This is a genomic window from Cellulosimicrobium sp. I38E (genome assembly GCF_001647255.1).
GTDB lineage: Bacteria > Actinomycetota > Actinomycetes > Actinomycetales > Cellulomonadaceae > Cellulosimicrobium > Cellulosimicrobium cellulans_E.
The window spans coordinates 26,993-51,475 of the sequence record NZ_LUAZ01000015.1 but is presented as its reverse complement, the minus strand read 5'-3'; the positions used below and the strand labels follow the sequence as shown (position 1 = coordinate 51,475).

Sequence of the window (24,483 nt, the reverse complement as noted above, 5' to 3'; positions counted from 1 at the left end):
CGCGACGAGACTGGTCAGTCGGCGCGACCGACCCGCAGCTCGAGCCCGTCGACCCGCTCCGACACGACGGCGTCCGTCGCGAGCGCGGCGTTGACCTGACCGAGCACGGCGTCGAGCCCTGCCCGGTCCAGCCCCGCGTCGATGCGCAGCACGACGGCGACCTCGGCGCGCCGTCCCGGCTCCGCCCACGCCCGCGCGACGTGCGGGATCCCGGCGAGGGCGCCCTGGACCGCGGTGACCACCTCGGGGACGACGGTCCCGTCGACGACCGCGGGCGACCAGTCCTTGCCCTGGGCGAGCGCCCACACGGCCGGGCGCGGCACGAGCGCCGTCACCGGTCCGCCCGGGTCGACGACGAGCAGCGACCAGTCCTCGCTGACGGCGGACAGCGCCGCCCGCCGGGCGTCCACGGGGACGGGCCGCGCGCTCGCGCGCCACGCCGCCATCGCCACGACCGACGTGAACACCGGGAGCGCGCGACGCCCGTCCGGTGCCTCGATCGCGACGACCCCGGCCGAGGCCTCCTTGTCGACCGTGTGCCCGTGCTCGCCCTCTCCCGCGCTCTCGAGCTCGGCGAGGATCGGGACGAGGACGCGGGTGTCGCCGAGCCGCGCGACGACGTCGGCGAGCGACGCCGATCCCCCGGCGTACGCGTCGAGCAGCGCGGCCAGCGCCGGGTCGGCCGACCCGTCGTCGCCCGCGAACCCGGACGACGGCGGGAGCGCCTTCCCCGGGGAGTCCGGGCCCACCGTCACGGCCGGCCCGCGACGTCGAGCGCCTGGGGCAGGGTGAACGCGCCCGCGTAGAGCGCCTTGCCCACGATCGCGCCCTCGACGCCCGCCGGGACGAGCGAGCGCAGCGCCTCGAGGTCGGAGAGGCTCGAGATGCCGCCCGACGCGACGACGGGTGCGTCCGTGCGCGCGGCGACGTCGCGCAGGAGGTCGAGGTTCGGCCCACGCAGCGTGCCGTCCTTGGTCACGTCCGTGACGACGTAGCGCGCGCACCCGGCGGCCTCGAGGCGGTCGAGGACCTCCCACAGGTCGCCGCCCTCCTGCGTCCACCCGCGCGCGGCGAGCGTGGTGCCGCGCACGTCGAGGCCGACCGCGATCGCGTCGCCGTGCTCCGCGATGACCTTCGCCGTCCACTCGGGGTTCTCGAGCGCCGCGGTGCCGAGGTTGACGCGGCGCGCGCCGGTGGCGAGCGCGCGCTCGAGCGACGCGTCGTCGCGGATCCCGCCGGAGAGCTCGACCTGGACGTCGAGGCGCGCGACGACGTCGGCGAGCAGCTCCGCGTTGGAGCCGCGTCCGAACGCGGCGTCGAGGTCCACGAGGTGGATCCACTCCGCACCGCCCGACTGCCAGTCGAGCGCGGCGGCGAGCGGGTCGCCGTACGAGGTCTCGGAGCCGGCCTCGCCCTGGACGAGGCGGACGGCCTGGCCGTCGGCGACGTCGACGGCGGGCAGCAGCACGAGGCGGTCGGTCACGGGGTTCTCCATCGGTGTCGGTGCTCGGGGCAGGAGGCGCGTCGCTGCGCGCCCGGTGGGGCGCCCGGGCGGTGTGCGCCCGGTGCGCGGAGGTCAGAGCGAGCGGACCCAGTTCTCGAGCAGGGTCGCGCCCGCGTCGCCGGACTTCTCGGGGTGGAACTGCGTGGCGGACAGCGGCCCGTTCTCCACGGCCGCGACGAACCGGCCGCCGTGGTCGGACCACGTGACGAGCGGACGCCGGATCGGCGAGTCCGCGGGCAGGTCCTGACCCGTCGTGAACGACCGGGCCGCGTAGGAGTGGACGAAGTAGAAGCGCTCGTCCTCGACGCCGCGGAACAAGACGCTGCCCTCGGGGGCGTCGACCGTGTCCCAGCCCATGTGCGGCACGACGTCCGCCTCGAGCCGGTCGACGAGGCCGGCCCACTCCCCCAGCCCGTCGGTCAGGGTCCCGTGCTCGTCGCCCTGCTCGAACATGACCTGCATGCCCACGCAGATGCCGAGCACGGGCCGACCGCCGGCGAGGCGGCGGCCGACGAGCTCGTCGCCGCGGACGCCGCGCAGGCCTGCCATGACCGCCGCGAACGCGCCGACGCCCGGGACGACGAGGCCGTCCGCGTCCTGGGCGCGCGCGCGGTCGGCGGTGAGCTCGACGTCCGCACCGACGCGCTCGAGCGCGCGCACGGCCGAGCGGACGTTGCCGAACCCGTAGTCGAGCACGACGACGGACGGGCGCCGCACGCCCGACGTCTCGCGGGTCGCCGGCTCGGTCATGCGCCGTCCTTCCGTGCGCGCCGCGCCGCCGACGTGAGCAGGCGCATCGCCTTCCAGCGGGAGATCGACGAGCTCGCGACGACGCCGTCCTGGTCGGCGACCGTCGTCGTGCCGGTGAGCAGGTCCTCGAGCGCCTCCGGCGCGCCGCCGAGCACGAGGCCCGGGGCGAGCTGGTCGCCCACGGCGCCGTCGGCCCAGCGCGTCATGGTGAGCTGCTCGCCGCTGCGCACGACGAGCACGAGCGGGACGCCCTTGACCAGGGTGGTCAGCGCGGCGGCGGCGTGCGCGGGGGCGTCACCGGCCGTGTCGCGCAGGACCGCGACGGCGCCCACGTCGGTCGGCACGACGTCCGCCTCGACCTGCGCGAGCGAGCACGCGGCGGCGAGCGGCTCGGCCCCGGCGATCTGCGTGATGAGCGCGACGAGGTCGGGCCGCGCCGGGCCGGTCAGGGACGAGAGGTCGTCCGGGATCTCGACGCCGTCGAGCGAGCCGTCGTCGTGCGTGCTCACAGGGCCCCCTTCGTGGACGGGACGCCCTCGACGCGCGGGTCGGGAGCCACCGCGGCGCGCAGAGCTCGGGCGAGCGCCTTGAACTGCGCCTCGACGATGTGGTGCGGGTCGCGACCCGCGAGGACGCGCACGTGGATGCAGATGCCCGCGTGGTGCGCGATCGACTCGAGCACGTGGCGTGTCAGGGAGCCCGTGAAGTGCCCGCCGATGAGGTGGTACTCCTGGCCCTCCGGCTCGCCCGAGTGCACGAGGTAGGGGCGCCCGGACACGTCGACGACCGCGAGCGCGAGCGCCTCGTCGAGCGGGACCGTCGCGTCGCCGAAGCGCCCGATGCCCGCCTTGTCGCCGAGCGCGACGCGCAGCGCCTCGCCGATCGTGATCGCGACGTCCTCGACCGTGTGGTGCGCGTCGATGTGCGTGTCGCCCGTCGCGACGACCTTGAGGTCGATGAGCGAGTGCTTGCCCAGCGCCGTGAGCATGTGGTCGTAGAACGGGACGGTCGTCGAGATCTCCGTCCGTCCCGTGCCGTCGAGGTCGAGCTCGACGAGCACGCTCGACTCGGACGTCGCGCGCTCGATGCGCGCGGTGCGCTTCACAGTCCTGCCACCTCCACGAGGGCCTGTCGGAAGGCCCGCATCTCCTCGCCGGTGCCGATCGACACCCGCAGCCAGCCGTCGGGACCAGTCTCCCGGATGAGCACGCCCCGCTCCAACATCGCCGACCAGACCGCGTGCCGGTCCTCGAACGTGCCGAACAGGACGAAGTTGGCGTCCGAGTCGGCGACGTCCAGCGGGCGGCCGTCCGGGTGCCGGAGCGAGCGCAGCCACGCGACGGTCTCGTCGCGACGCTCGCGCAGCTCCGAGACCTGCGCGAGCAGCTCTCCGGAGTGCGCGAGGGCCGCGCGCGCGACCGCCTGGGTCACGGCCGACAGGTGGTACGGGAGCCGGACGACGCGCAGCGCGTCGACGAGCTCTCGCGACGCCGCGAGATAGCCCACCCGGGCGCCCGCGAGCGCGAACGCCTTGGACATCGTGCGCGTCACCGCGAGGTTCGGGTACCGGTCGAGCAGCTCGAGCGCCGACGGCGTCCCGGTGCGGCGGAACTCGCCGTACGCCTCGTCGACGACGACGACGGCCGGCGCCTCCTGCCCGTCGGGCAGCGGGACGCGCACCGCGAGCGCCGCCTCGCAGACCGCCTCGACGGTCGCGGCGGGCAGCGCGGTGCCGGTCGGGTTGTTGGGGCTCGCGAGCAGGACGACGGAGGGCTGCTCGTGCGCGACCACCTCGCGCGCGTGCTCGGGGTCGAGCGTGAAGTCCTCGGCGCGGCGCCCGACGACCCACGCGGTGTGGGTGTCGCGCGCGTACTCCGGGTACATCGAGTACGTCGGGGCGAAGGAGACGGCGGTGCGTCCCGGGCCGCCGAACGCCTGGAGCACGTGGAGCATGATCTCGTTCGACCCGTTGGCGGCCCAGAGCTGGTCCGCCTCCAGCGCGACGCCCGACTCCGTGCCGAGGTACGCCGCGAGGTCGGCGCGCAGCCCGAGGAAGTCGCGGTCGGGGTAGCGGTTGAGGCCCGCGGCGGCGTCGTGCACCGCCTGCGTGATCGTCGCGACGACGGCCTCGCTCGGCGCGTGCGGGTTCTCGTTGACGTTGAGCAGGACCGGGACGTCGAGCTGCGGCGCGCCGTACGGCTCGACGCCGGCGAGCTCGGGGCGCAGCGGGAGCAAGGGCCGTCCCGCGACGGAGGGTGGGGTCACCCGGACAGTCTACGAACCGCACGCGCACCGGCGTCCGTGACGTCCGGCACGCGGGCAGCGGCTCCTGCCGCCGCACTCGGACCGTGCGGGCCGGCCGCCGCGTCAGGCCGAGGTGACCTCGCCGCCGTCGACCGTCACGGGCACCTCGGGCAGGGGCGACGGCGCGGGCCCGCCGAGCACGGCGCCGGTCGCGAGGTCGTAGCGGGAGGCGTGGCACGGGCAGAGGAGCTCTCCGTCCCCGGGCGCGACCGTGCACCCCTGGTGGGTGCAGATCGCGCTGAAGGCCGCGAACGTCCCCTCCGCGGGCTGCGTGACCAGCAGCGGGGCGCCGTCCACGGTGACCGCGAGCGCCCCGCCGACCGGGACGTCGTCGACGCTCGCGAGCGCCTGCCCGGGACCGACGTCGGGCCCGCCGGCCCCGGAGCCCTCGCCGCCGCTCGTCCCGCCGTCCTGCGTCCCCGAGGGACCACCGCCACCGCACGCCGCGAGCAGCGCGAGCGCCGCGCCCGCTCCCGACCCGGCGAGGACAACCCGTCGCGTCGGCGTCGCTCCGCGCGGGACGTGCAGGACCGGGCCGGGCCGCCGGGTACGCGCGGCATCGGCGGTGGCGCCGAGGACGTCGTCGCGCGTGGCGATCGCGTCGCCCGGGGGGACGGCGGGGTGCGGTGCGTCCATGTCCGGCCTCCTTGCGCGGTGCGTGGACGGGCGTGCCCTCGGCCCACCCTGGCCGTCCGGCGCGCGAGACGTCGCCGTCGGCGGTTCCATTGAAGCACCGGGGTGCGGGGGCACGCCCCCCCGACCGCACCCGAGCGGAGGAGACGCCGATGTCCGTGACCGCGGGGCCGCCGGCACCACCCGTGCGCGAGGGTCGAGCACTCGGTGCGTGGGTCCTGCGCGGGCTGACCGCCGCGGGCCTCCTGCTCTCCGCCGACGTGCACCTGGTCCTGTTCGTCGAGGGGTACCGCGACATCGACGTCGTCGGCCCGCTCTTCGCGCTCAACGCGGTCGCGGGGCTCGTCCTCGGCCTCCTCGTCCTCGTGTGGCGGCACTGGTTGCCGCTGCTCGGCGCGGTCGGCTTCGGGGCGCTGACCCTCGCCGCGTTCTACCTCTCGACGACCGTCGGCTTCTTCGGCGTGAACGAGACCGTCGGCGGGACGCAGCAGGTCCTCGCCGCGGTGAGCGAGTGGGTCGTCGTGGTCGCCGGGACGCTCGCCCTCGTCGTGGAGAGGCGAAGGTCACGAGCTGCACGGTCGTGAGTCGTTCGTCGCGCCGTCCGCCGCGACGACCGGCCCCCGCGCGCGTAGCGTCGAGGACGAGGCAGGACCGCCGGCACGGTCCGGCCGCCACTCTCCCCGAGAACCGAGGTGATCGCCATGCCCACCATGCGTGCCGCCGTCGTCCGCTCGTTCACCGAGCCCCTGGTCGTCGACGAGATCGAGGTCCCGTCGCCGGGGCCCCACGAGGCCCTGGTCAAGGTCGACTACACCGGCGTGTGCCACACGGACCTGCACGCCGCCCACGGCGACTGGCCGGTCAAGCCCGCGCCCCCGTTCGTGCCCGGCCACGAGGGCGTCGGCACGGTGGTCGCGGTCGGCGACCAGGTGACGCGCGTCCAGGTCGGCGACACGGTCGGCAACGCGTGGCTGTGGAGCGCGTGCGGCGAGTGCGAGTACTGCGAGACGGGCTGGGAGACCCTGTGCCCGCACCAGAAGAACGGCGGCTACTCGGTCGACGGTTCGTTCGGCCAGTACATGCTCGTCGACTCGCGCTACTGCCCGGTCGTGCCGGACGGGGTCGATCTCTCAGCCGTCGGACCGATCCTGTGCGCCGGCGTCACCGTCTACAAGGGGCTCAAGGTCACGGACACGCAGCCCGGCGAGTGGGTGCTGGTCTCCGGGATCGGCGGCCTCGGGCACATCGCGGTGCAGTACGCGGTCGCGATGGGCCGCCGCGTCGCCGCGGTGGACGTCGACGACGAGAAGCTCGCGCTCGCGCGCAAGCACGGCGCGGAGGTCACGGTCAACGCGGCCACGTCACCCGACGCCGCGGCCGAGATCCAGGAGCAGACGGGCGGCGGAGTCCACGGCGCGCTCGTCACCGCCGTCAACGCGCACGCTTTCCCCCAGGCCGTGGGCGCGCTGCGCCGCGGTGGCACGGTCTCGCTCGTCGGGCTCCCGCCGGAGAAGTTCCCGCTCGACATCTTCACGACCGTGCTCTTCGGGCTGACCGTGCGCGGGTCGATCGTCGGGACGCGCAAGGACATGGCGGAGGCGCTCGACTTCTTCGCCCGCGGGAAGATCAGCCCGACGTACACGGTGCGCCCGCTCGCCGACATCAACGCGATCTTCTCCGAGATGGAGGAGGGCCGGATCGACGGGCGCGTGGTCATGGACATGCGCTCCTGACGCCCTGCGCCCTCGTCCCTCGCGGCCCGCGACCCCGTCCCCGAGGTTCGCGGGCCGTGGCCTGTGCACGACGACCCGAGGGTCGGCGGGTGCGCCTACGATCGTGCGGGTGAGCCCCACCGACCCGTACGCCGACCTGCCCTTCGACCCGGCCGACGCGCCGCCGCTCGACGAGCCTGCCGACCCGTTCGGCGACCCGTGGGCCGGCGCCGCGCCGTCGGGGCCCGCGCCGGAGACGGAGCAGCCCGCGGTCGCCGGGCCGCGCGCAGCGGCCCCGGTCGACGGAGGTGCCCCCGCCGCGGCGCCCGACGGCGGGGAGGCCGCCAAGCGGGCCAAGCTCGCGATGCTGCGCGGCCTGCTCGACGGGCAGTCGCTGCGCGAGGACGCCGAGACCGCGCTGCGCGCGCTCGTCGGGCGCGACGACGCGGTGCTGCGCGAGGACCAGTGGCGCGCGATCGAGGCGCTCGTGGCGTTCCGGCGCCGCGCGCTCGTCGTGCAGCGCACCGGGTGGGGCAAGTCCGCGGTGTACTTCGTGGCCACGCGTCTGCTGCGCGACCGCGGCGCCGGGCCGACCGTCATCGTCTCCCCGCTGCTCGCGCTCATGCGCGACCAGATCTCGGCAGCGGCCCGGGCGGGCATCAAGGCCGTGACCATCAACTCGGCCAACGTCACGGAGTGGGACGACGTCCACCGGGCGATCGCGGCCGGCGAGGTCGACGTGCTGCTCTGCTCGCCCGAGCGCCTGAACAACCCGGGCTTCCGCGACGAGGTGCTCCCCCGGCTCGCGGCCGACGCGGGACTCGTCGTCATCGACGAGGCGCACTGCATCTCGGACTGGGGCCACGACTTCCGTCCCGACTACCGGCGCATCCGCACGCTGCTCGCCGACCTGCCGCCCGGCATCCCCGTGCTCGCGACGACCGCGACGGCGAACGCGCGCGTGACCGCGGACGTCGCCGAGCAGCTCGGCGTGACCGCGGCGCACGCCGCCGGCGGCACCGCCGGCGACGCCGGCCACGAGGACGTGCTCGTCCTGCGCGGCGGGCTCGACCGCGAGTCGCTCCACCTCGCCGTCCTGCGCCTGCCCGACCAGCCCACGCGCGTCGCCTGGCTCGTCGAGGCGCTCCAGGACGTCGACGGCTCGGGCATCGTCTACTGCCTCACCGTCTCCGCGGCCGAGCAGGTCGCGAGCCAGCTCCGCGCCGCCGGCCTCGCCGTCGCGTCGTACACGGGCCAGACGGACCCGGCCGAGCGCGAGCGGCTCGAGGAGGACCTCAAGGAGAACCGCGTCAAGGCGTTGGTGGCGACCTCGGCGCTCGGGATGGGCTTCGACAAGCCCGACCTCGCGTTCGTCGTGCACCTCGGCGCACCGAGCTCCCCCATCGCCTACTACCAGCAGGTCGGGCGCGCGGGCCGCGGCGTCGACTCCGCCGTCGTCGTGCTGCTGCCCGGCGAGGAGGACCGGCGCATCTGGGAGTGGTTCGCGTCGACCGCGTTCCCGCCGCAGGCGCAGGTCCGCACGACGCTCGACGCGCTGGGTGCGGGCGGCACGCAGTCCGTCGCGCAGCTCGAGACGCAGGTCGACCTCAAGCGGTCGCGCCTCGAGGGCATGCTCAAGGTGCTCGACGTCGACGGCGCCGTCCGGCGCGTCAAGGGCGGCTGGGAGGCCACCGGCGAGCCGTGGACGTACGACGCGGAGCGCTACGAGCGCGTCGACGCGACGCGCACGGCCGAGCAGCAGGCGATGCTCGACTACGAGGCCACGGACGGGTGCCGCATGGCGTTCCTGCGTGCCGCGCTCGACGACCCGGAGCTCGAGGACGGGTGGCGGTGCGGGCGCTGCGACACGTGCGGCGGGGTGACGCTGCCCGCGCTGCCCGACGCCGAGGCCGTCGCCGCCGCGCGCGCGGACATGGACCGGCCCGGGGTCGAGGTGGTCGCGCGCCGCCAGTGGCCGAGCGGCATGGACCGCCTGGGGCTCGACCTGCGCGGTCGTCTCGGCGCCGACGAGCTCGCGGAGACCGGGCGTGCCGTCGCGCGGCTCGACGGGCTCGGCTGGTCCGCCCCGCTGCGCGAGCTCTTCGCCCCCGCGACGCCCGACGGCGACACACCCGTCGCGCTCCGGCGCGCGGCAGCACGGGTGCTCGACGAGTGGCCGGAGCTGTACGAGGCCGGCGCGCAGAGCGAGCCCGCGACGGACGCCGGCGACGACGGCACGGCGAGCGCGCCGGAGCGGCGGTTGCTCGTCGACGGCGTCGTCGCGGTGCGTTCCGCGACCCGCCCGCGCCTCACCTTCCACCTCGCGAACGGGCTCTCGAGCTACCTCGGCAAGCCCCTGATCGGCGCCGTCGGTCCCGTCCCGGGACGCGAGGAGCCAGGCAGGCACGACGTGAACTCCGCGACGCGCCTCGCGGGCGTCGCCGGCCGCCTGCAGCTCGAGCTGTCGGACGCCGCCCGGGCCGGGCTGGCCGGACGGCGCGTGCTCCTCGTCGACGACTACACCGAGTCGGGCTGGACGCTTACGGTCGCGGCGCGCCTGCTGCGCCAGGCGGGCGCGGCGGCCGTGCACCCGTTCGTCCTCGGCGTGCGCTGAGGCGGCGGGAGCCGGGTCACCACCGCAGGCGCAGCTCCGTGTAGGTCGTGTCGACGAAGCCCAGCGCGCGGTACAGCGACTCGCCGTCGGCCGTGGCGTGCAGGGAGACCGAGTCGGCGCCGCTCGCGCGCGCCCAGTCGAGGGCCGCGACGACGCACGCGCGCGCGAAGCCCTGCCCCCGCGCGCCGGGCACCGTGCAGACGTTCGACAGGTGCGCCGTCGTGCCGTGCGGGTTCCGCGCGGACGGCACCGACCGGTGCAGCTCGACGAGCGCGCACGCCGCGACCTGGTCCGGGCCGTCGACGACGAAGGCCACCACATCCTCCGAGCCGAGCATCCGGGCGAACCACTCCGTCGCCCGGCGCTGCCAGGCGCCGTCCTCGGCGTCCGCCTCCCCCATCGCACGCATGAGGTGGACGCGCAGGACGACGAGGTCGTCGGCGTCGCGCGGGACCGCACGCCGCACCGGCGCACGGTCCTCGCGCGCGCCCGTCACAGGAACCGCGCCCGCACCGCCTCGCCGTGGGCCGGGAGGTCCTCGTCGTTCGCGACGGCGACGATCCGGTCCGCCAGCTCCTCCAGGGCGTCACGGTCGTACTCGATGACCTGGACCGCCTTGACGTAGCTGTGCACCCCGAGACCGCTCGAGAAGTGCGCGCAGCCGCCGGTCGGGAGCACGTGGTTCGAGCCGGCCATGTAGTCGCCGAGCGAGACGGGCGACCACGGGCCGACGAAGATGGCGCCCGCGCTCGTGACGCGCTCGGCGAGCGCCGCGGCGCCGTCCGCCTGGATCTCGAGGTGCTCCGCGCCGTAGGCGTCGACCACCTGGAGACCCTGCTCGAGGTCGTCCACGAGCACGATCGCGGACTGCGGACCGGCGAGGGACTGCGCGACGCGCGCGGCGTGCTTCGTGGCCGTCACGAGGTCCGCGAGGCGGGCCTCGACCGCGGCGGCGAGCTCGACGGACGGCGTGACGAGGACGGCCGCCGCGAGCGGGTCGTGCTCGGCCTGGCTGATGAGGTCGGCCGCCACGTGACCCGGGTCGGCGGTACCGTCCGCGAGGATCGCGATCTCCGTCGGCCCGGCCTCGGCGTCGATCCCGACGACGCCGCGGACGAGCCGCTTCGCGGCAGCGACGTAGACGTTCCCCGGTCCGGTCACGACGTCGACCGGCTCGCAGAGCACGTCCCCGTCCTGCGGCTCGCTGCCCGCCGCGCCGTACGCGAACATCGCCACGGCCTGCGCGCCACCCACCGCGTAGACCTCGTCGACCCCGAGCAGCGCGCACGCCGCGAGGATCGTCGGGTGCGGCAGGCCGCCGTTCTCCTTCTGGGGCGGCGACGCGACCGCGAGGCTGCGGACGCCGGCCTCCTGGGCCGCGACGACGTTCATCACCACGGACGACGGGTAGACCGCGAGCCCGCCGGGCGCGTAGAGCCCGACGCGGCGCACCGGCACCCAGCGCTGGCGGACCTGCGCACCGGGCCCGATCTCGACCGTGAAGTCCTGCGGGCGTTGGGCGGCGTGCACGAGCCGGACCCGACGGATCGCCTCCTCCAGGCCCGCGCGGACGTCCGGGTCGAGCCGCGCGAGGGCGTCGGCGAGCGCGTCGCCGGGGACGCGCAGGTGCTCGGGCCGCACGCCGTCGAACCGCTCGGCGTACTCGCGCAGCGCGTCCGCGCCGCGCGCGCGGACCGCCTCGACGATCGGGGCGACCCGATGCGCCGCGTCCTCGACGCCGAGCTCTGCGCGCGGCAGGGTCTCGACGAGCTCGCGGGCGGACAGGGAACGTCCTCGAAGATCGATGCGGGTGATCATGGGTCGAGTCTAGGAGCCCGCGCGACCCCGCGACGAGGCGTTTCGCCCACCGGTCGCGCCGCGCGGGCCGCGGCACGCCGCGTCGCGCCCACCCCGCGCGGGCGGGGAGAATGGGCGGCATGAACGCCCCTCACGACGCCCGCCCGGTCGAGATCTCCGACGACGTCATCCGCCTCGGGCAGTTCCTCAAGCTCGCCGGCCTCGCCGAGTCCGGCGCCGAGGCGCGCGAGCTCGTCACGGAGGGCGAGGTCCGCGTCAACGGCGAGGTCGACACGCGCCGTGGCCGCCAGCTGCACCGCGGCGACATCGTCTCGGTAGACCACCCCCAGGGCACCGAGAGCGCGACCGTCGCCTGAGCTGCCCGTCAGGCCATGTAGGTCGAGGCCATGACCTTGTCCGGCGTGAGCCGGAGCACGACGCGCTCGGGGTTCGGCGAGAGCGCCCGGTAGCGGCGGCCGTACCGCGCGACGGCGTCCGCGACCTCGTCCGCGTCCTCGACGACCTCGATCGTGCCCTCGAGAGTGATCCACCGGCCGCCCTCGACCTGGCACACCGCGGCCCGGGGTGCCCCGCCGTCCGCCCCCGGGAGGCGCGCGTTGCGGGCCTTGACCGAGGCGCGGTTCGTCGTGATGCGCAGCACGCCCGCGTCCTGGTCCCACGTGAAGGCCACGGGGACGACGTGCGGCGTGCCGTCGGCGCGCAGCGTGGTGAGGGTCGCCAGGTGGCGCTCGGTGACGAAGACGAGCTGTTCGGGGTTGAGGCGCATCACGGCGTCGAGCCTACGGGTTCCGTCGTTGTGCGCGGCGGGCGCCCGGTCGCCGGACGCCCGTGCGTGGGCGGCCGGTCGCCGGTGTCAGGCGTCGAACCCGAAGGTCATGATCGGCGGCACCGCGCCCGCACGCAGCGCCCGCAGGACGTGCAGCTCGTGCGGGACGACCGGGTCGGGCAGGTCGTCGAGCGTGAACCAGCGCAGGTCGGCCGCCTTGTCCCGCTCCTGGAGCACCGCGTCGCCGTCCCAGGCCTCGGCCGCGAAGAAGAAGTCGGCGCGCTGCTCGAGCGCCGGTCCTCCGGGCACACCGCGGTGCAGAACGGTGAGGGGCCGCAGGTCCGTCGGCGCGATCTCGAGGCCGAGCTCCTCGCGCGCCTCGCGCGCCGCGGCCGCCACGACCGACTCCCCCGGCTCGACGTGCCCGGCCGCGGCGGCCGCCCAGTACCCGTCCCGGTAGCCGGTGCCCTGCCGGAGCTGCAGCAGCACCTCGTCGCCCCGGCGCAGCAGGACGTACGCCGCGGGCACGACCCGGAACCGGTGCGACGCCGAGCCGTCGTCCCACGACGCGCGGGCGGCGCCGTCGACGGCCTCCTCCGTCATCGCCTCAGCCGACCAGGCAGGACGGCCCGAGCAGCGCCTTGAGGTCGCCGAACAGCGCCGGCGACTTCTCGACGCGCAGCCCGTCGCCCGCGCGGACGACGGTCGTCTTGCCGGGCTCGAGCACCTGGACGTGGACCTCCGCCGACCCGGGGTGGGTCGCGAGCACCTCCCGCAGGCGGAGGATGATCGGCTCGACGCAGCGCGTGTGCGACACCTTCACGGCGAGCGGCGACTCCGCGCCCACGGTGATGTCGGGCAGCGACACCTCCATGGCCTGGAGCTGCATCGTGTCGTCCCGACGGCGCACGCGTCCGCGCAGCACGACCACCTGGTCCTCGGCGAGGATCGTGGAGTAGGCGAGGTACGTCTCGCCGAAGAACATGACCTCCACGGCGCCCTCGAGGTCCTCGATGGTCACCGCCGCCCACGGGTTGCCGTTCTTGCTCATCTTGCGCTGGAGCGACGTCACCAGACCCGCGATCACGACCGTCGACCCGTCCGGGCGGCCCTCGTCCGCGAGCAGGTTCGCGATGCCTGTGTCGGCCGCCCGCGTGAGCACGTGCTCGAGCCCCGAGAGCGGGTGGTCCGAGACGTACAGGCCGAGCATCTCGCGCTCGAACGCGAGCCGCTGCTTCTTGTCCCAGTCCGGGAGGTCGGGCACGTCGACGGAGAACGACATGCCGTCCTCGGCGTCGCCGCCGAAGTCGGCGAACAGGTCGAACTGCCCCTCGGCCTCCTTGCGCTTGACGCTGATGACCGAGTCGACGGCCTGCTCGTGCACGACGAGCAGCGCGCGCCGGGGATGACCGAGCGAGTCGAACGCGCCCGCCTTGATGAGCGACTCGATGGTGCGCTTGTTGCAGACGACCGCCGGGACCTTGTCGAGGAAGTCGGTGAACGACGTGAACGCGCCCTTCTCCTCGCGCGTCCGGATGATCGCGTCGACGACGTTCGTCCCGACGTTCCGCACGCCCGTGAGGCCGAAGCGGATGTCGTTTCCCACGGCCGTGAACTTCGCCGCCGAGTCGTTCACGTCGGGCGGGAGCACCGTGATGTGCATACGGCGGCACTCGTTGAGGTACAGGGCGAGCTTGTCCTTGTCGTCCCGCACGCTCTGCAGGAGCGCCGCCATGTACTCGGTCGGGTAGTTCGCCTTGAGGAACGCCGTCCAGTACGCCACGAGGCCGTACCCCGCCGAGTGCGCCTTGTTGAACGCGTAGCCGGCGAACGGGACCAGCGTGTCCCACACCGCCTGGATCGCGCCGTCGGAGTACCCGCGCTCGCGGCAGCCGGCCTGGAAGGGCACGAACTCCTTGTCGAGGATCTCCTTCTTCTTCTTGCCCATCGCACGACGCAGCAGGTCGGCCTGGCCGAGCGAGTACCCGGCGAGGATCTGCGCGGCGCGCTGCACCTGCTCCTGGTAGACGATGAGCCCGTAGGTCTCGTCGAGGATCTCCGCGAGCGGCTGCTCGAGCTCCGGGTGGATCGGCTCGATCTTCTGGAGGCCGTTCTTGCGCAGCGCGTAGTTCGTGTGCGAGTTCATGCCCATGGGGCCCGGGCGGTACAGCGCGATGACGGCCGAGAGGTCGTCGAACTTGTCCGGCTTCATCTGGCGCAGCAGCGCGCGCATCGGCCCGCCGTCGAGCTGGAACACGCCCAGCGTGTCGCCGCGCGCCAGGAGGTCGTAGGACGCCTTGTCGTCGAGCGTGAGCGACTCGATCTCGATCGGGTCCTTGCCGTTCATCTCGATGTTCTCGAGCGCGTCGTCGAGGATCGTCAGGTTGCGCAGCCCGAGGAAGTCCATCTTGATGAGCCCGAGGCCCTCGGACGTCGGGTAGTCGAACTGCGTGATGACCGCGCCGTCCTGCGGGCGGCGCATGATCGGGATGATGTCGATGAGCGGGTCGCTCGACATGATGACGCCGGCGGCGTGCACGCCCCACTGCCGCTTCAGACCCTCGATGCCGCGCGCGAGCTCGACGACGCGCTGCGCCTCGGGGTCGGTGTCGTGGAGCTGGCGGAACTCCGCGGCCTCGGGGTAGCGCTCGTGCTTCGGGTCGAAGATCCCCGACAGCGGGATGTCCTTGCCCATGACGGCGGGCGGCATCGCCTTGGTGAGCTTCTCCCCCATGGCGAAGGGGAAGCCCAGAAGGCGCGCCGAGTCCTTGAGGGCCTGCTTGGCCTTGATCGTGCCGTAGGTGACGATCTGGGCGACGCGGTCGTCGCCGTACTTCTCCGTGACGTACCGGATGACCTCCCCACGCCGACGCTCGTCGAAGTCGACGTCGACGTCGGGCATCGACACGCGCTCGGGGTTGAGGAAGCGCTCGAAGATCAGGCCGTGCTCGAGCGGGTCGAGCTCGGTGATCCCCATGAGGTAGGACGCCATCGACCCGGCCGCCGAGCCACGACCCGGCCCGACGCGGATGCCCTGCTCCTTGGCCCAGTTGATGAAGTCGGCGACCACGAGGAAGTACCCCGGGAAGCCCATCTGGATGATGACCTCGGTCTCGTACTGCGCCTGCTTGCGTGACGCGTCCGGGATCCCGTTCGGGTACCTGCGGTGCAGCCCGCGCTCGATCTCCTTGACGAACCAGCTCGTCTCGTCCTCGCCCTCCGGGACGGGGAACCGCGGCATGTAGTTCGCCTTCGTGTCGAACGACACCTCGCACTGCTCGGCGATGAGCAGCGTGTTGTCGCAGGCCTCGGGCAGCTCCGCGAACACGCGGCGCATCTCCGCCGCGGACTTCACGTAGTAGCCGGTCCCGTCGAACTTGAACCGGTCCGGGTCGTCGAGCGTCGAGCCGGAGTTGATCGCGAGCAGCGCCTCCTGGCTCGACGCGTCCTCCTCGCGCACGTAGTGCAGGTCGTTCGTCGCGACGAGCCGCGCGCCGATCGTCTCCGCGAGGCGCAGCAGGTCCTGCGTGACCCGGGTCTCGATGTCGAGACCGTGGTCCATGAGCTCGACGTAGAAGTTCTCACGTCCGAAGACGTCCTGGAGCTCGCCCGCCGTCCGGACCGCCTCGTCCCACTGGCCCAGCCGCAGGCGCGTCTGGATCTCCCCCGACGGGCAGCCGCTCGTCGCGATGAGGCCCTTGCCGTAGGTCTGGAGCAGGTCCCGGTCCATGCGGGGCCACTTGCCCATCTGCCCGTCCAGCGACGCCAGCGAGGACGCCCGGAACAGGTTGTGCAAGCCCTCGTTGTCCTTGGCGAGGAGCGTCATGTGCGTGTACGCACCGCGCGCCGAGACGTCGTCGGACTCCTGCCCCTGCTGGCCGAACCGCACGCGCGTCTGGTCGAACCGGCTCGTCCCCGGCGTGATGTACGCCTCGACGCCGATGATCGGCTTGATGCCCTTCGCCTGCGCGCGCGACCAGAACTCGAACGCCCCGAACACGTACCCGTGGTCCGTCGTCGCGATCGCCTTCTGGCCCAGCCGCTCGACCTCGTCGAACAGGTCCCCGATCCGCGCCGCGCCGTCGAGCATCGAGTACTCGGTGTGGACGTGGAGGTGGACGAAGTCCTCTGTGGCGGTCGGCATGCACTGATCCTAAGTCGCCCCACCCACGCGTCCGGGCACCCTCGACGGTCTCCGGTGTGCCACGTCGCACAGTCGTCGTCGCCAGCCGGGACCGGCTTCGAGTCCGGCTCCGCGAACGCGTCAGACGTCGGTCGTGAGGGTCTTCGCGGCGTCGCGGTGGTCGATCCCCGCGTCGAGGTAGACGGGACCGGACACCACGTAGCCGAGGCGCTCGTAGAACCCGATCGCCTGGACCTGGGCCGAGAGGACGACGCGCACGGCGCGGCGCCCCTCCGTGCCCGACGCCGCGTGCTCGGCGAGCGCGATCTCCTCCAGGGCGCGCATCACCGCGGCACCCGCGCCCGTGCCGCGCGCGGACGCGGACACCGCGACCCGTCCGATGTGGACCTCGCCCGGGTGCGCCGGGTCCGTGAGCAAGCGGCCCGTGCCGACGACCGCACCGTCTCGCTCGCGGTCGCGCACGAGGACGTGCGTCGTCGTCGCCGCGGTGTCGAGGTCGTCGATCTCCTCCTCGACCGGCACGCCCTGCTCGTCGACGAACACGGCGAGCCGCAGCGCGTGCGCGGCGGCCAGCCCGCCGTCGTCGACGACGCGCTCGACGACGAGCCGGCCCGTGCCCGCACCCGGGACGTCGTCGCTCACGCGTACGCCCCGCGCAGGACCTCGAGCGCGTGCGCGAGATCCTCCGGGTACTCGCTCGTCAGCTCGAGCCACTGCCCCGTCGTCGGGTGCTCGAACCCGAGGCGCACGGCATGGAGCCACTGGCGGGTCAGCGCGACGCGCGAGGCCAGCACGGGGTCGGCGCCGTAGGTGAGGTCGCCCACGCACGGATGGCGCAGCGCGGAGAAGTGCACGCGGATCTGGTGCGTGCGCCCCGTCTCGAGGTGCACCTCGACGAGCGAGGCCGCGGGCAGCATCTCGAGGACCTCGTAGTGCGTCACCGAGGGCTTGCCCTCCGCGGTCACCGCGAACTTCCAGTCGGCGCTCGGGTGGCGCCCGATGGGCGCGTCGATGGTCCCCGTCGTCGGCTCCGGGTGCCCCTGGACCAGAGCGTGGTAGACCTTCTCGACCGTGCGCTCCTTGAAGGCGCGCTTGAGCGCCGTGTACGCGACCTCGCTCTTCGCGACGACCATGAGGCCCGAGGTCCCGACGTCGAGGCGGTGCACGATGCCCTGGCGCTCGGCCGCGCCCGAGGTGGAGATCCGGTACCCGGCTGCCGCGAGCGCACCGACCACGGTCGGGCCGGTCCAGCCCGGCGAGGGATGCGCCGCGACGCCGACCGGCTTGTCGACGACCACGACGTCGTCGTCGTCGTAGACGATCCCCATGCCCGGCACGGGCTCGGCGACGACCTCGACCGCCGGCGGTGCGGCGTCGGGCACGTCGACCTCGAGCCACGCCCCCGGGACGAGCCGGTCGGACTTGCCGACCTCCCGACCGTCGAGGCGGACGGCGCCGTCCGCGGCGAGCTCCGCCGCGCGCGTGCGGGAGAGGCCGAGGAGACGGGACAGGCCGGCGTCGACCCGCTCGCCCGCGAGGCCGTCCGGCACCGGCAGCGAGCGGAGGCTCACCGCTCCTCCTCGCGGTCCGCGCGCACCGTCGTCGGGCCGGGCTCGGTGATCGGCTCGGCCTCGTCGCCCACCTCGTCGCCCGCTTCGTCGTCCCCGTGGCGGCTCCCGTCGAGCCCGATCCCGAGCACCGAGAGCACCGCGATCATCACCGCGGCGGCGACGATCGCGATGTCCGCGACGTTGCCCACGAACCAGTTCGCGTAGGCGATGAAGTCCACGACGTGCCCGCGGGCGAAGCCGGGCTCACGGAAGAACCGGTCGACGAGGTTCCCGAGCGCGCCGCCGAGCAGCAGACCGAGCGCGACCGCCCACGCGCGCGAGCCGATCCGGCTCACCATGCGCACGATGACGACCACCACGGCGACGACGACGATCGTCAGGAGCCAGGTCATCCCCGTCGCGATGGAGAGCGCCGCACCGGGGTTGTAGATGAGCCGGAGTCCCAGGAGAGAGCCCAGGAGGGGGATCGTGTCGTCGCCGAGCGTCAGGCTGGACTCGGCCCACCACTTGGTGAGCTGGTCGAGCACCAGGACGAGGGCGGCGAGGACGACGGTCCAGACCACCAGCACGCGCCGCGGACCGCGGCGTGCTGTGCTGGTGTCGGTACCGGACTCGGTGCCCGCGACGGCGTCAGCGGGTTCGGTGGGCTCGGGGCGCGCGGAGGTGGACATCGGCGGCAAGTCTGCCACGTCGGCCCCCGCCTCGGCGCGCCCCCTGCCCGACCGACGAGAGGACGGACCTCAGCGGCGCTCGGCGCGCTGCTTCGCCTCGACGGAGAGGTTGGCCCGCGGGAACGCCTGGAGGCGCGCCTTGCCGATCGGCAGCCCCGTCTCCTCGCAGGTCGCGTACGTGCCCGCCGCGATGCGGTCCAGGGCGTGCGACGTCTGCGCGAGGAGGTCGCGCACGTTGTTGACCAGGGTCAGCTCCTGCTCCCGCTCCAGGGCGCTCGAGCCGGAGTCGGCCTGGTCGTCGCCCGCCCCGTCGCCGGAGTGCCGCAGGAGGTTCGAGAGCTCCTCGTCCGCGGACGCGAGCTCACCCTCCAGGCGCTCCTTCTCGGAGAGGAGCTCGGCGGCGAGCTCCTCGACCTCCCGCAGGGTCCAGGGCTCCTCCCCGTCGCGCACGGGGAAGGACTTGACGTCCTTCGCGAGGTTCGGGAATCGGTCGCGCACGGCCGTTCGGGCCGCGGTGGTGAGCTTGGTCATGTCGCCCCTCCAAGTTCGAGTCACGCGAGAGTAGACGCAGCGGCCGGTACGCACAACACACCACGCCGGTCCGCCGAGGCGGAAAGACGCAGGTGCGAGGCGTACCGGCCGCTGCCGGACGGTCGACGCAGGTGCTAGATGCCGGGAGCGAGGTCGCTCGTGCGGCTCGCCCCGCCGACGTTGCTGCGCGGCGGGAGGGCGCTGCCCCGGTTGTCCAGGTCGCCCAGCAGGTTCTGGAGGTAGCTCTTGAGGCGCGTGCGGTAGTCGCGCTCGAAGATGCGCAGCTCGTCGATCTTGCGCTCGAGGAGCGAGCGCTCCTGCTCGAGCTGCGACAGCGTGCGGTGGGAGGTCTCCTCGGCCTCGCGCACGATGCGCGTGCCCTCCTCCTTCGCCTCCGCGATGAGCCGGTCGCCCTCCTCCTGGCCCGAGCGCACGTAGTCGTCGTGCAGCTTCTGGGCGAGCTGGAGCATGCCGGTCGCCGACTCGGGCTCGGCGCCGTTCTTCGCGACGACGGCCTGCGAGATCGGTGCGACCGGAGCGGGCTCCGGCTCGGGCGCCTTGGGCGCCTCGACGACGGCGGGCTGCACCGCAGCGCTGGACGCGTCGGCCCGGCTGAGCTCGGCGATACGACGCTCCGCGGCAGCGAGCTTCGACTTGAGGTCCTCGTTCTCCTCCTGCACGGAGTTGAGGGTCCTCACCACCTCGTCCAAGAAGTCGTCGACCTCTTCGACGTCGTAGCCCTCGCGGAACTTCGTCGCCGAGAACTTCTTGTTCAGGATGTCCTCTGCAGTGAGCAGTGCCATCGGTTCACCTCATAGCGTTTGCGTGTCGGTCCGGGCGACCTCGCGATCACCAGAGTCCAAAGTAGCGGAGATTGCCCGTGGGGGCCGGGAGCGGCCGTGCGTTCGCGCGCCGCGCGCCCGTGTGGATGACGTGACGGTCCGGCGTCGGGCCGGTCGCGGTCGGGGCGAACCGGACGTAGCGCACCACGGCCGGCGGGGCACGCGCACGGGGCGCGTGACGTGCGTCTCAGAGCGACGACACGATCTGCGCGGCGATCGTCACCGCGAAGAAGAGGATGATGAACGCCAGGTCGAGGCGCACCTGCCCCAGCGAGAGCGGCGGGATGAGACGGCGCAGCGCACGCAGGGGCGGGTCGGTCGCCGAGTAGATCACCTCGGCGACCACGAGCATGACGCCTCGTGGCCGCCAGTCGCGCGCGAAGAACTGCACCCAGTCGAACACGAGGCGACCGATGAGCAGCAGCAGGTAGAGCCAGAGCAGGAATCCGACGATCCCTGTGATGAGGTCCCAGATCACGGGTCAACTGTGCCAGACGTACGTCCCGCGTCCGGGCGCGGGACACGCACCTCCCGCGCGCGCAGCAGAAAAGGGACGGACGTGTCGCCACGTCCGTCCCTCTCTGCCGTGCGCGGGGCGCGTGCTCGGCGGGCGCGGCGCGCCCCGCACGTCGTCAGCTCTGGTTGTAGAACCCGGCGCGCCCCGGAGCCGGCGCGGCGGCCTGCTCCTCGCCGGTGATCTCCACGTGCTCGGGCGAGAGCAGGAACACCTTGTTGGTGACGCGCTCGATGGCGCCGTGGAGCCCGAAGATCAGGCCCGCGGAGAAGTCGACCAGGCGCTTCGCGTCCGCGTCGTCCATGTCCGACAGGTTCATGATCACGGGCGTGCCACCGCGGAACGCCTCCCCGATCACGCGCGCGTCGTTGTAGGAGCGCGGGTGCACCGTCGTGATCCTGCGCAGCTCGGCGGCCGACATGCTCGTCTGCGGCACCTCGCGCGGTCCGAGCGCGCGGTGCAGCGGCGTCACCTGGGCCTGGTAGTCGTGCGACACGTCCGCCCCCGTCTCGTCGAGCTCGTCGACGTACTCGTCCTGCTCGTCCTCGCCGCGATCATCAGCGAGGCCCAGATACAGCATGGTCTTGCGCAGCGCTCCCGCCATGGGCCTTGCTCCGTCCTCGATCGATCCGTCGGTCCACCGGCCGTCGGACCGGTGCGTTCACGCTAACCGAGGGCGTCGGACGATCCGGGGACGACACGCCCGGGGTCCTCAACCTCACCCGGAGGTCGAGACCGGGGCGGTCACGCGGCGGAGAGCGCCACCAGCCCGGCGAAACGACCGGTCGTCGTCCCTCCGCGCGCGGCGCGTCGGTGCGAGAAGAAGCGGTCGTCCTCGATCGTGCACACGTCGACGTGCACGACGTCCTTGACCCCCGCGGCGACGAGGTCGGCGACCACGCCCGCCGGCAGGTCGAGCGCGGGGGTGCCCCACGAGGTCGTGGACCGCGTGGCCGGCCGCGCGAGCGCGACGTCGTCGCGCATCGTCGCGGGGACCTCGTAGCACCGGCCGCACGCGCTCGGCCCGACGACGGCCCGGACGTTACCGGTCCGGGCGCCTGCCGCGCGCAGCGCCTCGAGGACCGCCGGGACGACGCCGTGCGCGAGCCCGCGCCGTCCGGCGTGCGCGACCCCGACGACACCCGCGTCGGCGTCCGCGAGGAGCACCGGCACGCAGTCGGCCACGAGCACGCCGAGCCCCACGCCCGGTGCGGTCGCGACGATCGCGTCGGCCTCGCCCACCGAGTCGACGGGCGCACCGTCCGCGTCTCGGGGCGGGGAGCCGAGCCGCACGACGTGCGTGCCGTGCACCTGGGAGGAGAAGGCGACCGGAGCCCCGAGCCACGCGGACGCGCGCGCACGGTTGCTCCGGACGCGCGTCGCGTCGTCGGTCACGTTGAGGCCGAGGTTGAGCGAGTCCCACGGTTCCGGTGAGACGCCACCCGTGCGGGTCGTGAACCCGGCGCGCACGCCAGGACCGAGATCCACCTCGAGCACGACGGGAGGGGCGGCGTCGAGGACACCACCCCTCCCGTCGGACGCGGGTCGGGTGCTCATCGGGACCGGTCCTGGGTCAGCACCGGGTCACTTGAGGAAGTCGGGGACGTCGAGCTCCTCGACCTTGCGGCGCGCGGGCTCCTCGTCGAAGATCCGCGGCGGCACCTCGACGCCCGCGTTCTGGCCGCCCGGCACCGCGTCCGCGTTCTGGTTCGCCGCGTCGCCCGAGCCGACGACCGTGAACGTCGGGGCGGGCGTCGGCTGGACCGGCACCGGGCCCGAGCCCCCGTCGAGCGTGACGGGCACGTCGTCGGCCTCCGGCTGGATCGGCACCACCGGGCGGGGCAGCGTGTGCGCGCCCGTCGTCGGCGCCGGTGCCGGCGGCACCGGGCGCGCCGCCGGGACGACCGGGATCGCGCTCGTCGCCGGGCGCTGCGCCCCGGCCACCTGGCCGAGCGCGCGGGCGTCGCCGCGGACCTGCGGCGCCCCGCCGTCGAAGCCCGCGGCGATGACGGTGACGCGCACCTCGTCGCCCAGGGCGTCGTCGATCACGGCGCCGAAGATGATGTTCGCCTCCGTGTGGGCGGCCTCGTGGACCAGGCGCGCCGCCTCGTTGATCTCGAAGAGCCCGAGGTCGGAGCCGCCCTGGATCGACAGGAGCACGCCGTGGGCGCCGTCGATGCTGGCCTCCAGCAGGGGCGACGAGATCGCCATCTCGGCCGCCTGGACGGCGCGGTCGTCACCCCGCGCGTTGCCGATGCCCATGAGGGCGCTGCCGGCACCCTGCATCACCGACTTCACGTCGGCGAAGTCGAGGTTGATGAGGCCCGGCGTCGTGATGAGGTCCGTGATGCCCTGCACACCGGAGAGCAGCACCTGGTCGGCCTGGTGGAACGCCTGGAGCGCGCTGACGTTGCGGTCGGACATCGACAGGAGGCGGTCGTTGGGGATGACGATGAGGGTGTCGACCTCGTTGCGGAGGTTCTCGATGCCCTGGTCCGCCTGGACGGAGCGGCGGCGCCCCTCGAAGGTGAACGGCCGGGTCACGACACCGACGGTGAGCGCCCCGAGCGAGCGCGCGATCCGCGCGACGACGGGCGCGCCGCCCGTGCCGGTGCCACCGCCCTCACCCGCGGTGACGAAGACCATGTCCGCGCCGCGCAGCACGTCCTCGATCTCCTCGGCGTGGTCCTCCGCGGCCTTCTTGCCGACCTCGGGGTCCGCGCCGGCGCCCAGCCCACGCGTCAGCTCGCGGCCGACGTCGAGCTTGACGTCGGCGTCCGACATGAGGAGCGCCTGCGCGTCCGTGTTGATGGCGATGAACTCGACGCCCTTGAGGCCGACCTCGATCATCCGGTTGACGGCGTTCACGCCCCCACCGCCGATGCCGACCACCTTGATCACTGCTAGGTAGTTCTGCGGAGTTGCCACGTCAATGCCTCTCGATCGGTCAGCCCTGAACCTTCACCCTCAACTAGAGGGTTATAGTTATGTCAGGTCGTTCATGGGTCGACCGTAGGTGTCGACGTGCCCATCATCAACGACCGCCTCGCGCGTGTCGGGTATCGCCGTCCACGGCGCTTCCGTGCTGCTCACCGCGTCACCGGCATCGTCGGCGCCGAGACGTCGTACAGCGTCACGCCCGCGTTCTCCGGGACCGCCCGCAGCGTCTGGAGGACGCGCACCTTGAGCGCCGCCTCCTCCGAGCTCCCCCACTCCACCACGACGCCGTCCCGGAGCGTCATCCGGACCGCGTCGCGCGTCGGGGCCGAGACCTCGGCGACCTGCGCATGGAGATCCGCCGGCAGCGCGTTGAGGAGCACGAGCGCCGCGTCGAGCGCCTTCGCCCCGCGCTCGTCGAGCGGGGCCTCGATCTCGGGCAGGCCCTCGGGGACCGCGGGGTCGGTCCGGACCTGGACGCCGTCGGCGTCGAGGAGCGCGAACCCGCCGTCCACCGGGACGGCGACCACGGGCTCGCGCGACTCGAGCAGGACGCTCAGCCCGGTGGGCCAGGCACGGCGGATCTCGACGTCGCGGACGCCGTTGAGGGCCAGGACCCGCTCGCGCAGCGCGACCGTGTCGAGCCGCGGCAGCGGCACGCCGGCGGACTCCGCGACGACGCTCTCGACCTGCGCCGGGTCGATCACCGTGCCCTCACCCGAGATCGTCACGTCCTCCGGGTCGAGCCCGAGCACCGAGGAGAAGAACGCGACCCACACGAGCGCGGCCACGACGAGTACGCCCGTCGTCCACCCCAGCACGCGGGTGCGCACCCGGTGCCGGCGCATCGCGTCGCGCTCGGCCAGGCGCTCGGTCATCCCGTGCGACACCACGCCGACCGGGGCCGCCGGTGTCCCGCGCGGCGTGGTCGGCGTCCGGGCGCCGCCGCTCCCGCGCCCACCGCCGCTCCGCGGGCCCGTCGTCCGGCTCGCTCCGGGACGCTCGGCGGACGACGGCACGAGCTCGCGCCCGGACGGGGCCACCCGCCGGACCGGTCGCGTGGGCGTCTCCTCGGCCGGGGCCCGGGGAGCCGGCGTCGACGTCCGGGACCGCGACGCACCCGGGGCCGGCGGCCGCGCGGCGCGCTCCCCCGCGACCGACCGGTCCGGTCG

Annotated in this window: 26 protein-coding genes; 4 read left to right on the top strand and 22 right to left on the bottom strand. The window is 73.9% G+C overall.

The window, feature by feature from the left end; translation table 11 throughout:
* Nucleotides 1-14: 14 nt before the first annotated feature.
* The 7 genes from A0J59_RS04715 to A0J59_RS04685 all read right to left on the bottom strand — a co-directional run bounded on the left by A0J59_RS04715 (nt 15) and on the right by A0J59_RS04685 (nt 5,194).
* Complete coding sequence (locus A0J59_RS04715) at nt 15-755, bottom strand: SseB family protein (RefSeq protein ID WP_064315378.1); 741 nt, start codon at nt 753-755, stop codon at nt 15-17.
* Nucleotides 752-1,483: a bifunctional 1-(5-phosphoribosyl)-5-((5-phosphoribosylamino)methylideneamino)imidazole-4-carboxamide isomerase/phosphoribosylanthranilate isomerase PriA gene (gene priA / locus A0J59_RS04710; RefSeq protein ID WP_082918749.1), complete on the bottom strand. Its 732-nt coding sequence runs from the start codon at nt 1,481-1,483 to the stop codon at nt 752-754. The genes A0J59_RS04715 and priA overlap by 4 nt, the downstream gene beginning before the upstream one ends.
* Nucleotides 1,484-1,576: 93 nt before the next feature.
* Nucleotides 1,577-2,254 (bottom strand): imidazole glycerol phosphate synthase subunit HisH, encoded by a 678-nt coding sequence (gene hisH / locus A0J59_RS04705; RefSeq protein WP_047233987.1) that lies wholly within the window; start codon nt 2,252-2,254, stop codon nt 1,577-1,579.
* Nucleotides 2,251-2,763 carry a hypothetical protein gene (locus A0J59_RS04700; RefSeq protein WP_047233988.1) on the bottom strand — a complete coding sequence of 171 codons (513 nt, stop codon included), beginning with the start codon at nt 2,761-2,763 and terminating at the stop codon, nt 2,251-2,253. Before A0J59_RS04700 ends, hisH begins: the two co-directional genes overlap by 4 nt.
* Nucleotides 2,760-3,359, bottom strand: a complete 600-nt coding sequence (hisB, locus tag A0J59_RS04695) for an imidazoleglycerol-phosphate dehydratase HisB (protein ID WP_047233989.1) — start codon at nt 3,357-3,359, stop codon at nt 2,760-2,762. Before hisB ends, A0J59_RS04700 begins: the two co-directional genes overlap by 4 nt.
* The gene (locus A0J59_RS04690) at nt 3,356-4,519 is read right to left on the bottom strand and encodes a histidinol-phosphate transaminase (RefSeq protein ID WP_047233990.1); all 1,164 of its coding nucleotides are present in this window, start codon (nt 4,517-4,519) and stop codon (nt 3,356-3,358) included. The genes hisB and A0J59_RS04690 overlap by 4 nt, the downstream gene beginning before the upstream one ends.
* Before the next feature lie 102 nt (nt 4,520-4,621).
* Entirely contained in the window at nt 4,622-5,194 is a 573-nt protein-coding gene (locus A0J59_RS04685) for a Rieske (2Fe-2S) protein (RefSeq protein ID WP_082141421.1), read from the bottom strand.
* Nucleotides 5,195-5,343: 149 nt separating this feature from the next.
* On the opposite strand from A0J59_RS04685, the gene A0J59_RS04680 reads away from it, so the two are divergent.
* The 3 genes from A0J59_RS04680 (at nt 5,344) to A0J59_RS04670 (ending at nt 9,517) form a co-directional block, all read left to right on the top strand.
* Nucleotides 5,344-5,775, top strand: coding sequence for a hypothetical protein (locus A0J59_RS04680; RefSeq protein WP_064315376.1), 432 nt, complete (start codon nt 5,344-5,346; stop codon nt 5,773-5,775).
* Between the two features lie 117 nt (nt 5,776-5,892).
* Nucleotides 5,893-6,924, top strand: coding sequence for an alcohol dehydrogenase AdhP (gene adhP, locus A0J59_RS04675; protein ID WP_172820014.1), 1,032 nt, complete (start codon nt 5,893-5,895; stop codon nt 6,922-6,924).
* A 343-nt stretch (nt 6,925-7,267) separates the two neighbouring features.
* A complete protein-coding gene (locus A0J59_RS04670) occupies nt 7,268-9,517 on the top strand; it encodes a RecQ family ATP-dependent DNA helicase (RefSeq protein WP_053371707.1) in 2,250 nt (749 codons plus the stop codon).
* A 16-nt stretch (nt 9,518-9,533) separates the two neighbouring features.
* Here the strand turns inward: A0J59_RS04670 and A0J59_RS04665 are convergent, their stop codons facing one another.
* Nucleotides 9,534-9,983, bottom strand: coding sequence for a GNAT family N-acetyltransferase (locus A0J59_RS04665; protein ID WP_064315394.1), 450 nt, complete (start codon nt 9,981-9,983; stop codon nt 9,534-9,536).
* A gap of 26 nt (nt 9,984-10,009) precedes the next feature.
* Nucleotides 10,010-11,335, bottom strand: coding sequence for a histidinol dehydrogenase (gene hisD / locus A0J59_RS04660; RefSeq protein ID WP_047233992.1), 1,326 nt, complete (start codon nt 11,333-11,335; stop codon nt 10,010-10,012).
* A 119-nt stretch (nt 11,336-11,454) separates the two neighbouring features.
* Between hisD and A0J59_RS04655 the strand changes: the two genes are divergently transcribed.
* On the top strand, nt 11,455-11,691 hold the full coding sequence (locus tag A0J59_RS04655) for an RNA-binding S4 domain-containing protein (protein WP_047234019.1): 237 nt from the start codon (nt 11,455-11,457) through the stop codon (nt 11,689-11,691).
* 8 nt (nt 11,692-11,699) lie between these two features.
* Here A0J59_RS04655 and A0J59_RS04650 read toward each other — a convergent pair whose 3' ends face one another.
* The 13 genes from A0J59_RS04650 to A0J59_RS04590 form a co-directional block, all read right to left on the bottom strand.
* On the bottom strand, nt 11,700-12,104 hold the full coding sequence (locus A0J59_RS04650; RefSeq protein ID WP_172820013.1) for a pyridoxamine 5'-phosphate oxidase family protein: 405 nt from the start codon (nt 12,102-12,104) through the stop codon (nt 11,700-11,702).
* 84 nt (nt 12,105-12,188) lie between these two features.
* Nucleotides 12,189-12,704: an NUDIX domain-containing protein gene (locus A0J59_RS04645; RefSeq protein ID WP_064315375.1), complete on the bottom strand. Its 516-nt coding sequence runs from the start codon at nt 12,702-12,704 to the stop codon at nt 12,189-12,191.
* Between the two features lie 4 nt (nt 12,705-12,708).
* Nucleotides 12,709-16,245, bottom strand: a complete 3,537-nt coding sequence (gene dnaE, locus A0J59_RS04640; protein ID WP_047233995.1) for a DNA polymerase III subunit alpha — start codon at nt 16,243-16,245, stop codon at nt 12,709-12,711.
* 120 nt (nt 16,246-16,365) lie between these two features.
* Nucleotides 16,366-16,887 (bottom strand): GNAT family N-acetyltransferase, encoded by a 522-nt coding sequence (locus tag A0J59_RS04635; protein ID WP_172820012.1) that lies wholly within the window; start codon nt 16,885-16,887, stop codon nt 16,366-16,368.
* Nucleotides 16,884-17,816, bottom strand: a complete 933-nt coding sequence (locus tag A0J59_RS04630; RefSeq protein ID WP_064315374.1) for an RluA family pseudouridine synthase — start codon at nt 17,814-17,816, stop codon at nt 16,884-16,886. The genes A0J59_RS04635 and A0J59_RS04630 overlap by 4 nt, the downstream gene beginning before the upstream one ends.
* The gene (locus A0J59_RS04625; protein ID WP_064315373.1) at nt 17,813-18,487 is read right to left on the bottom strand and encodes a signal peptidase II; all 675 of its coding nucleotides are present in this window, start codon (nt 18,485-18,487) and stop codon (nt 17,813-17,815) included. The genes A0J59_RS04630 and A0J59_RS04625 overlap by 4 nt, the downstream gene beginning before the upstream one ends.
* Nucleotides 18,488-18,556: 69 nt before the next feature.
* Entirely contained in the window at nt 18,557-19,018 is a 462-nt protein-coding gene (locus A0J59_RS04620) for a TraR/DksA C4-type zinc finger protein (protein ID WP_047233998.1), read from the bottom strand.
* A 134-nt stretch (nt 19,019-19,152) separates the two neighbouring features.
* Nucleotides 19,153-19,821 carry a DivIVA domain-containing protein gene (locus tag A0J59_RS04615; RefSeq protein WP_047233999.1) on the bottom strand — a complete coding sequence of 223 codons (669 nt, stop codon included), beginning with the start codon at nt 19,819-19,821 and terminating at the stop codon, nt 19,153-19,155.
* A gap of 226 nt (nt 19,822-20,047) precedes the next feature.
* On the bottom strand, nt 20,048-20,338 hold the full coding sequence (locus A0J59_RS04610; RefSeq protein WP_231581904.1) for a YggT family protein: 291 nt from the start codon (nt 20,336-20,338) through the stop codon (nt 20,048-20,050).
* Nucleotides 20,339-20,492: 154 nt separating this feature from the next.
* Complete coding sequence (locus A0J59_RS04605) at nt 20,493-20,978, bottom strand: cell division protein SepF (protein ID WP_047234000.1); 486 nt, start codon at nt 20,976-20,978, stop codon at nt 20,493-20,495.
* A 140-nt stretch (nt 20,979-21,118) separates the two neighbouring features.
* On the bottom strand, nt 21,119-21,931 hold the full coding sequence (gene pgeF / locus A0J59_RS04600) for a peptidoglycan editing factor PgeF (protein WP_064315372.1): 813 nt from the start codon (nt 21,929-21,931) through the stop codon (nt 21,119-21,121).
* Between the two features lie 27 nt (nt 21,932-21,958).
* Entirely contained in the window at nt 21,959-23,302 is a 1,344-nt protein-coding gene (gene ftsZ / locus A0J59_RS04595) for a cell division protein FtsZ (protein WP_047234002.1), read from the bottom strand.
* A gap of 161 nt (nt 23,303-23,463) precedes the next feature.
* On the bottom strand, nt 23,464-24,189 hold the full coding sequence (locus A0J59_RS04590) for a cell division protein FtsQ/DivIB (protein ID WP_231581905.1): 726 nt from the start codon (nt 24,187-24,189) through the stop codon (nt 23,464-23,466).
* Nucleotides 24,190-24,483 lie beyond the last annotated feature (294 nt).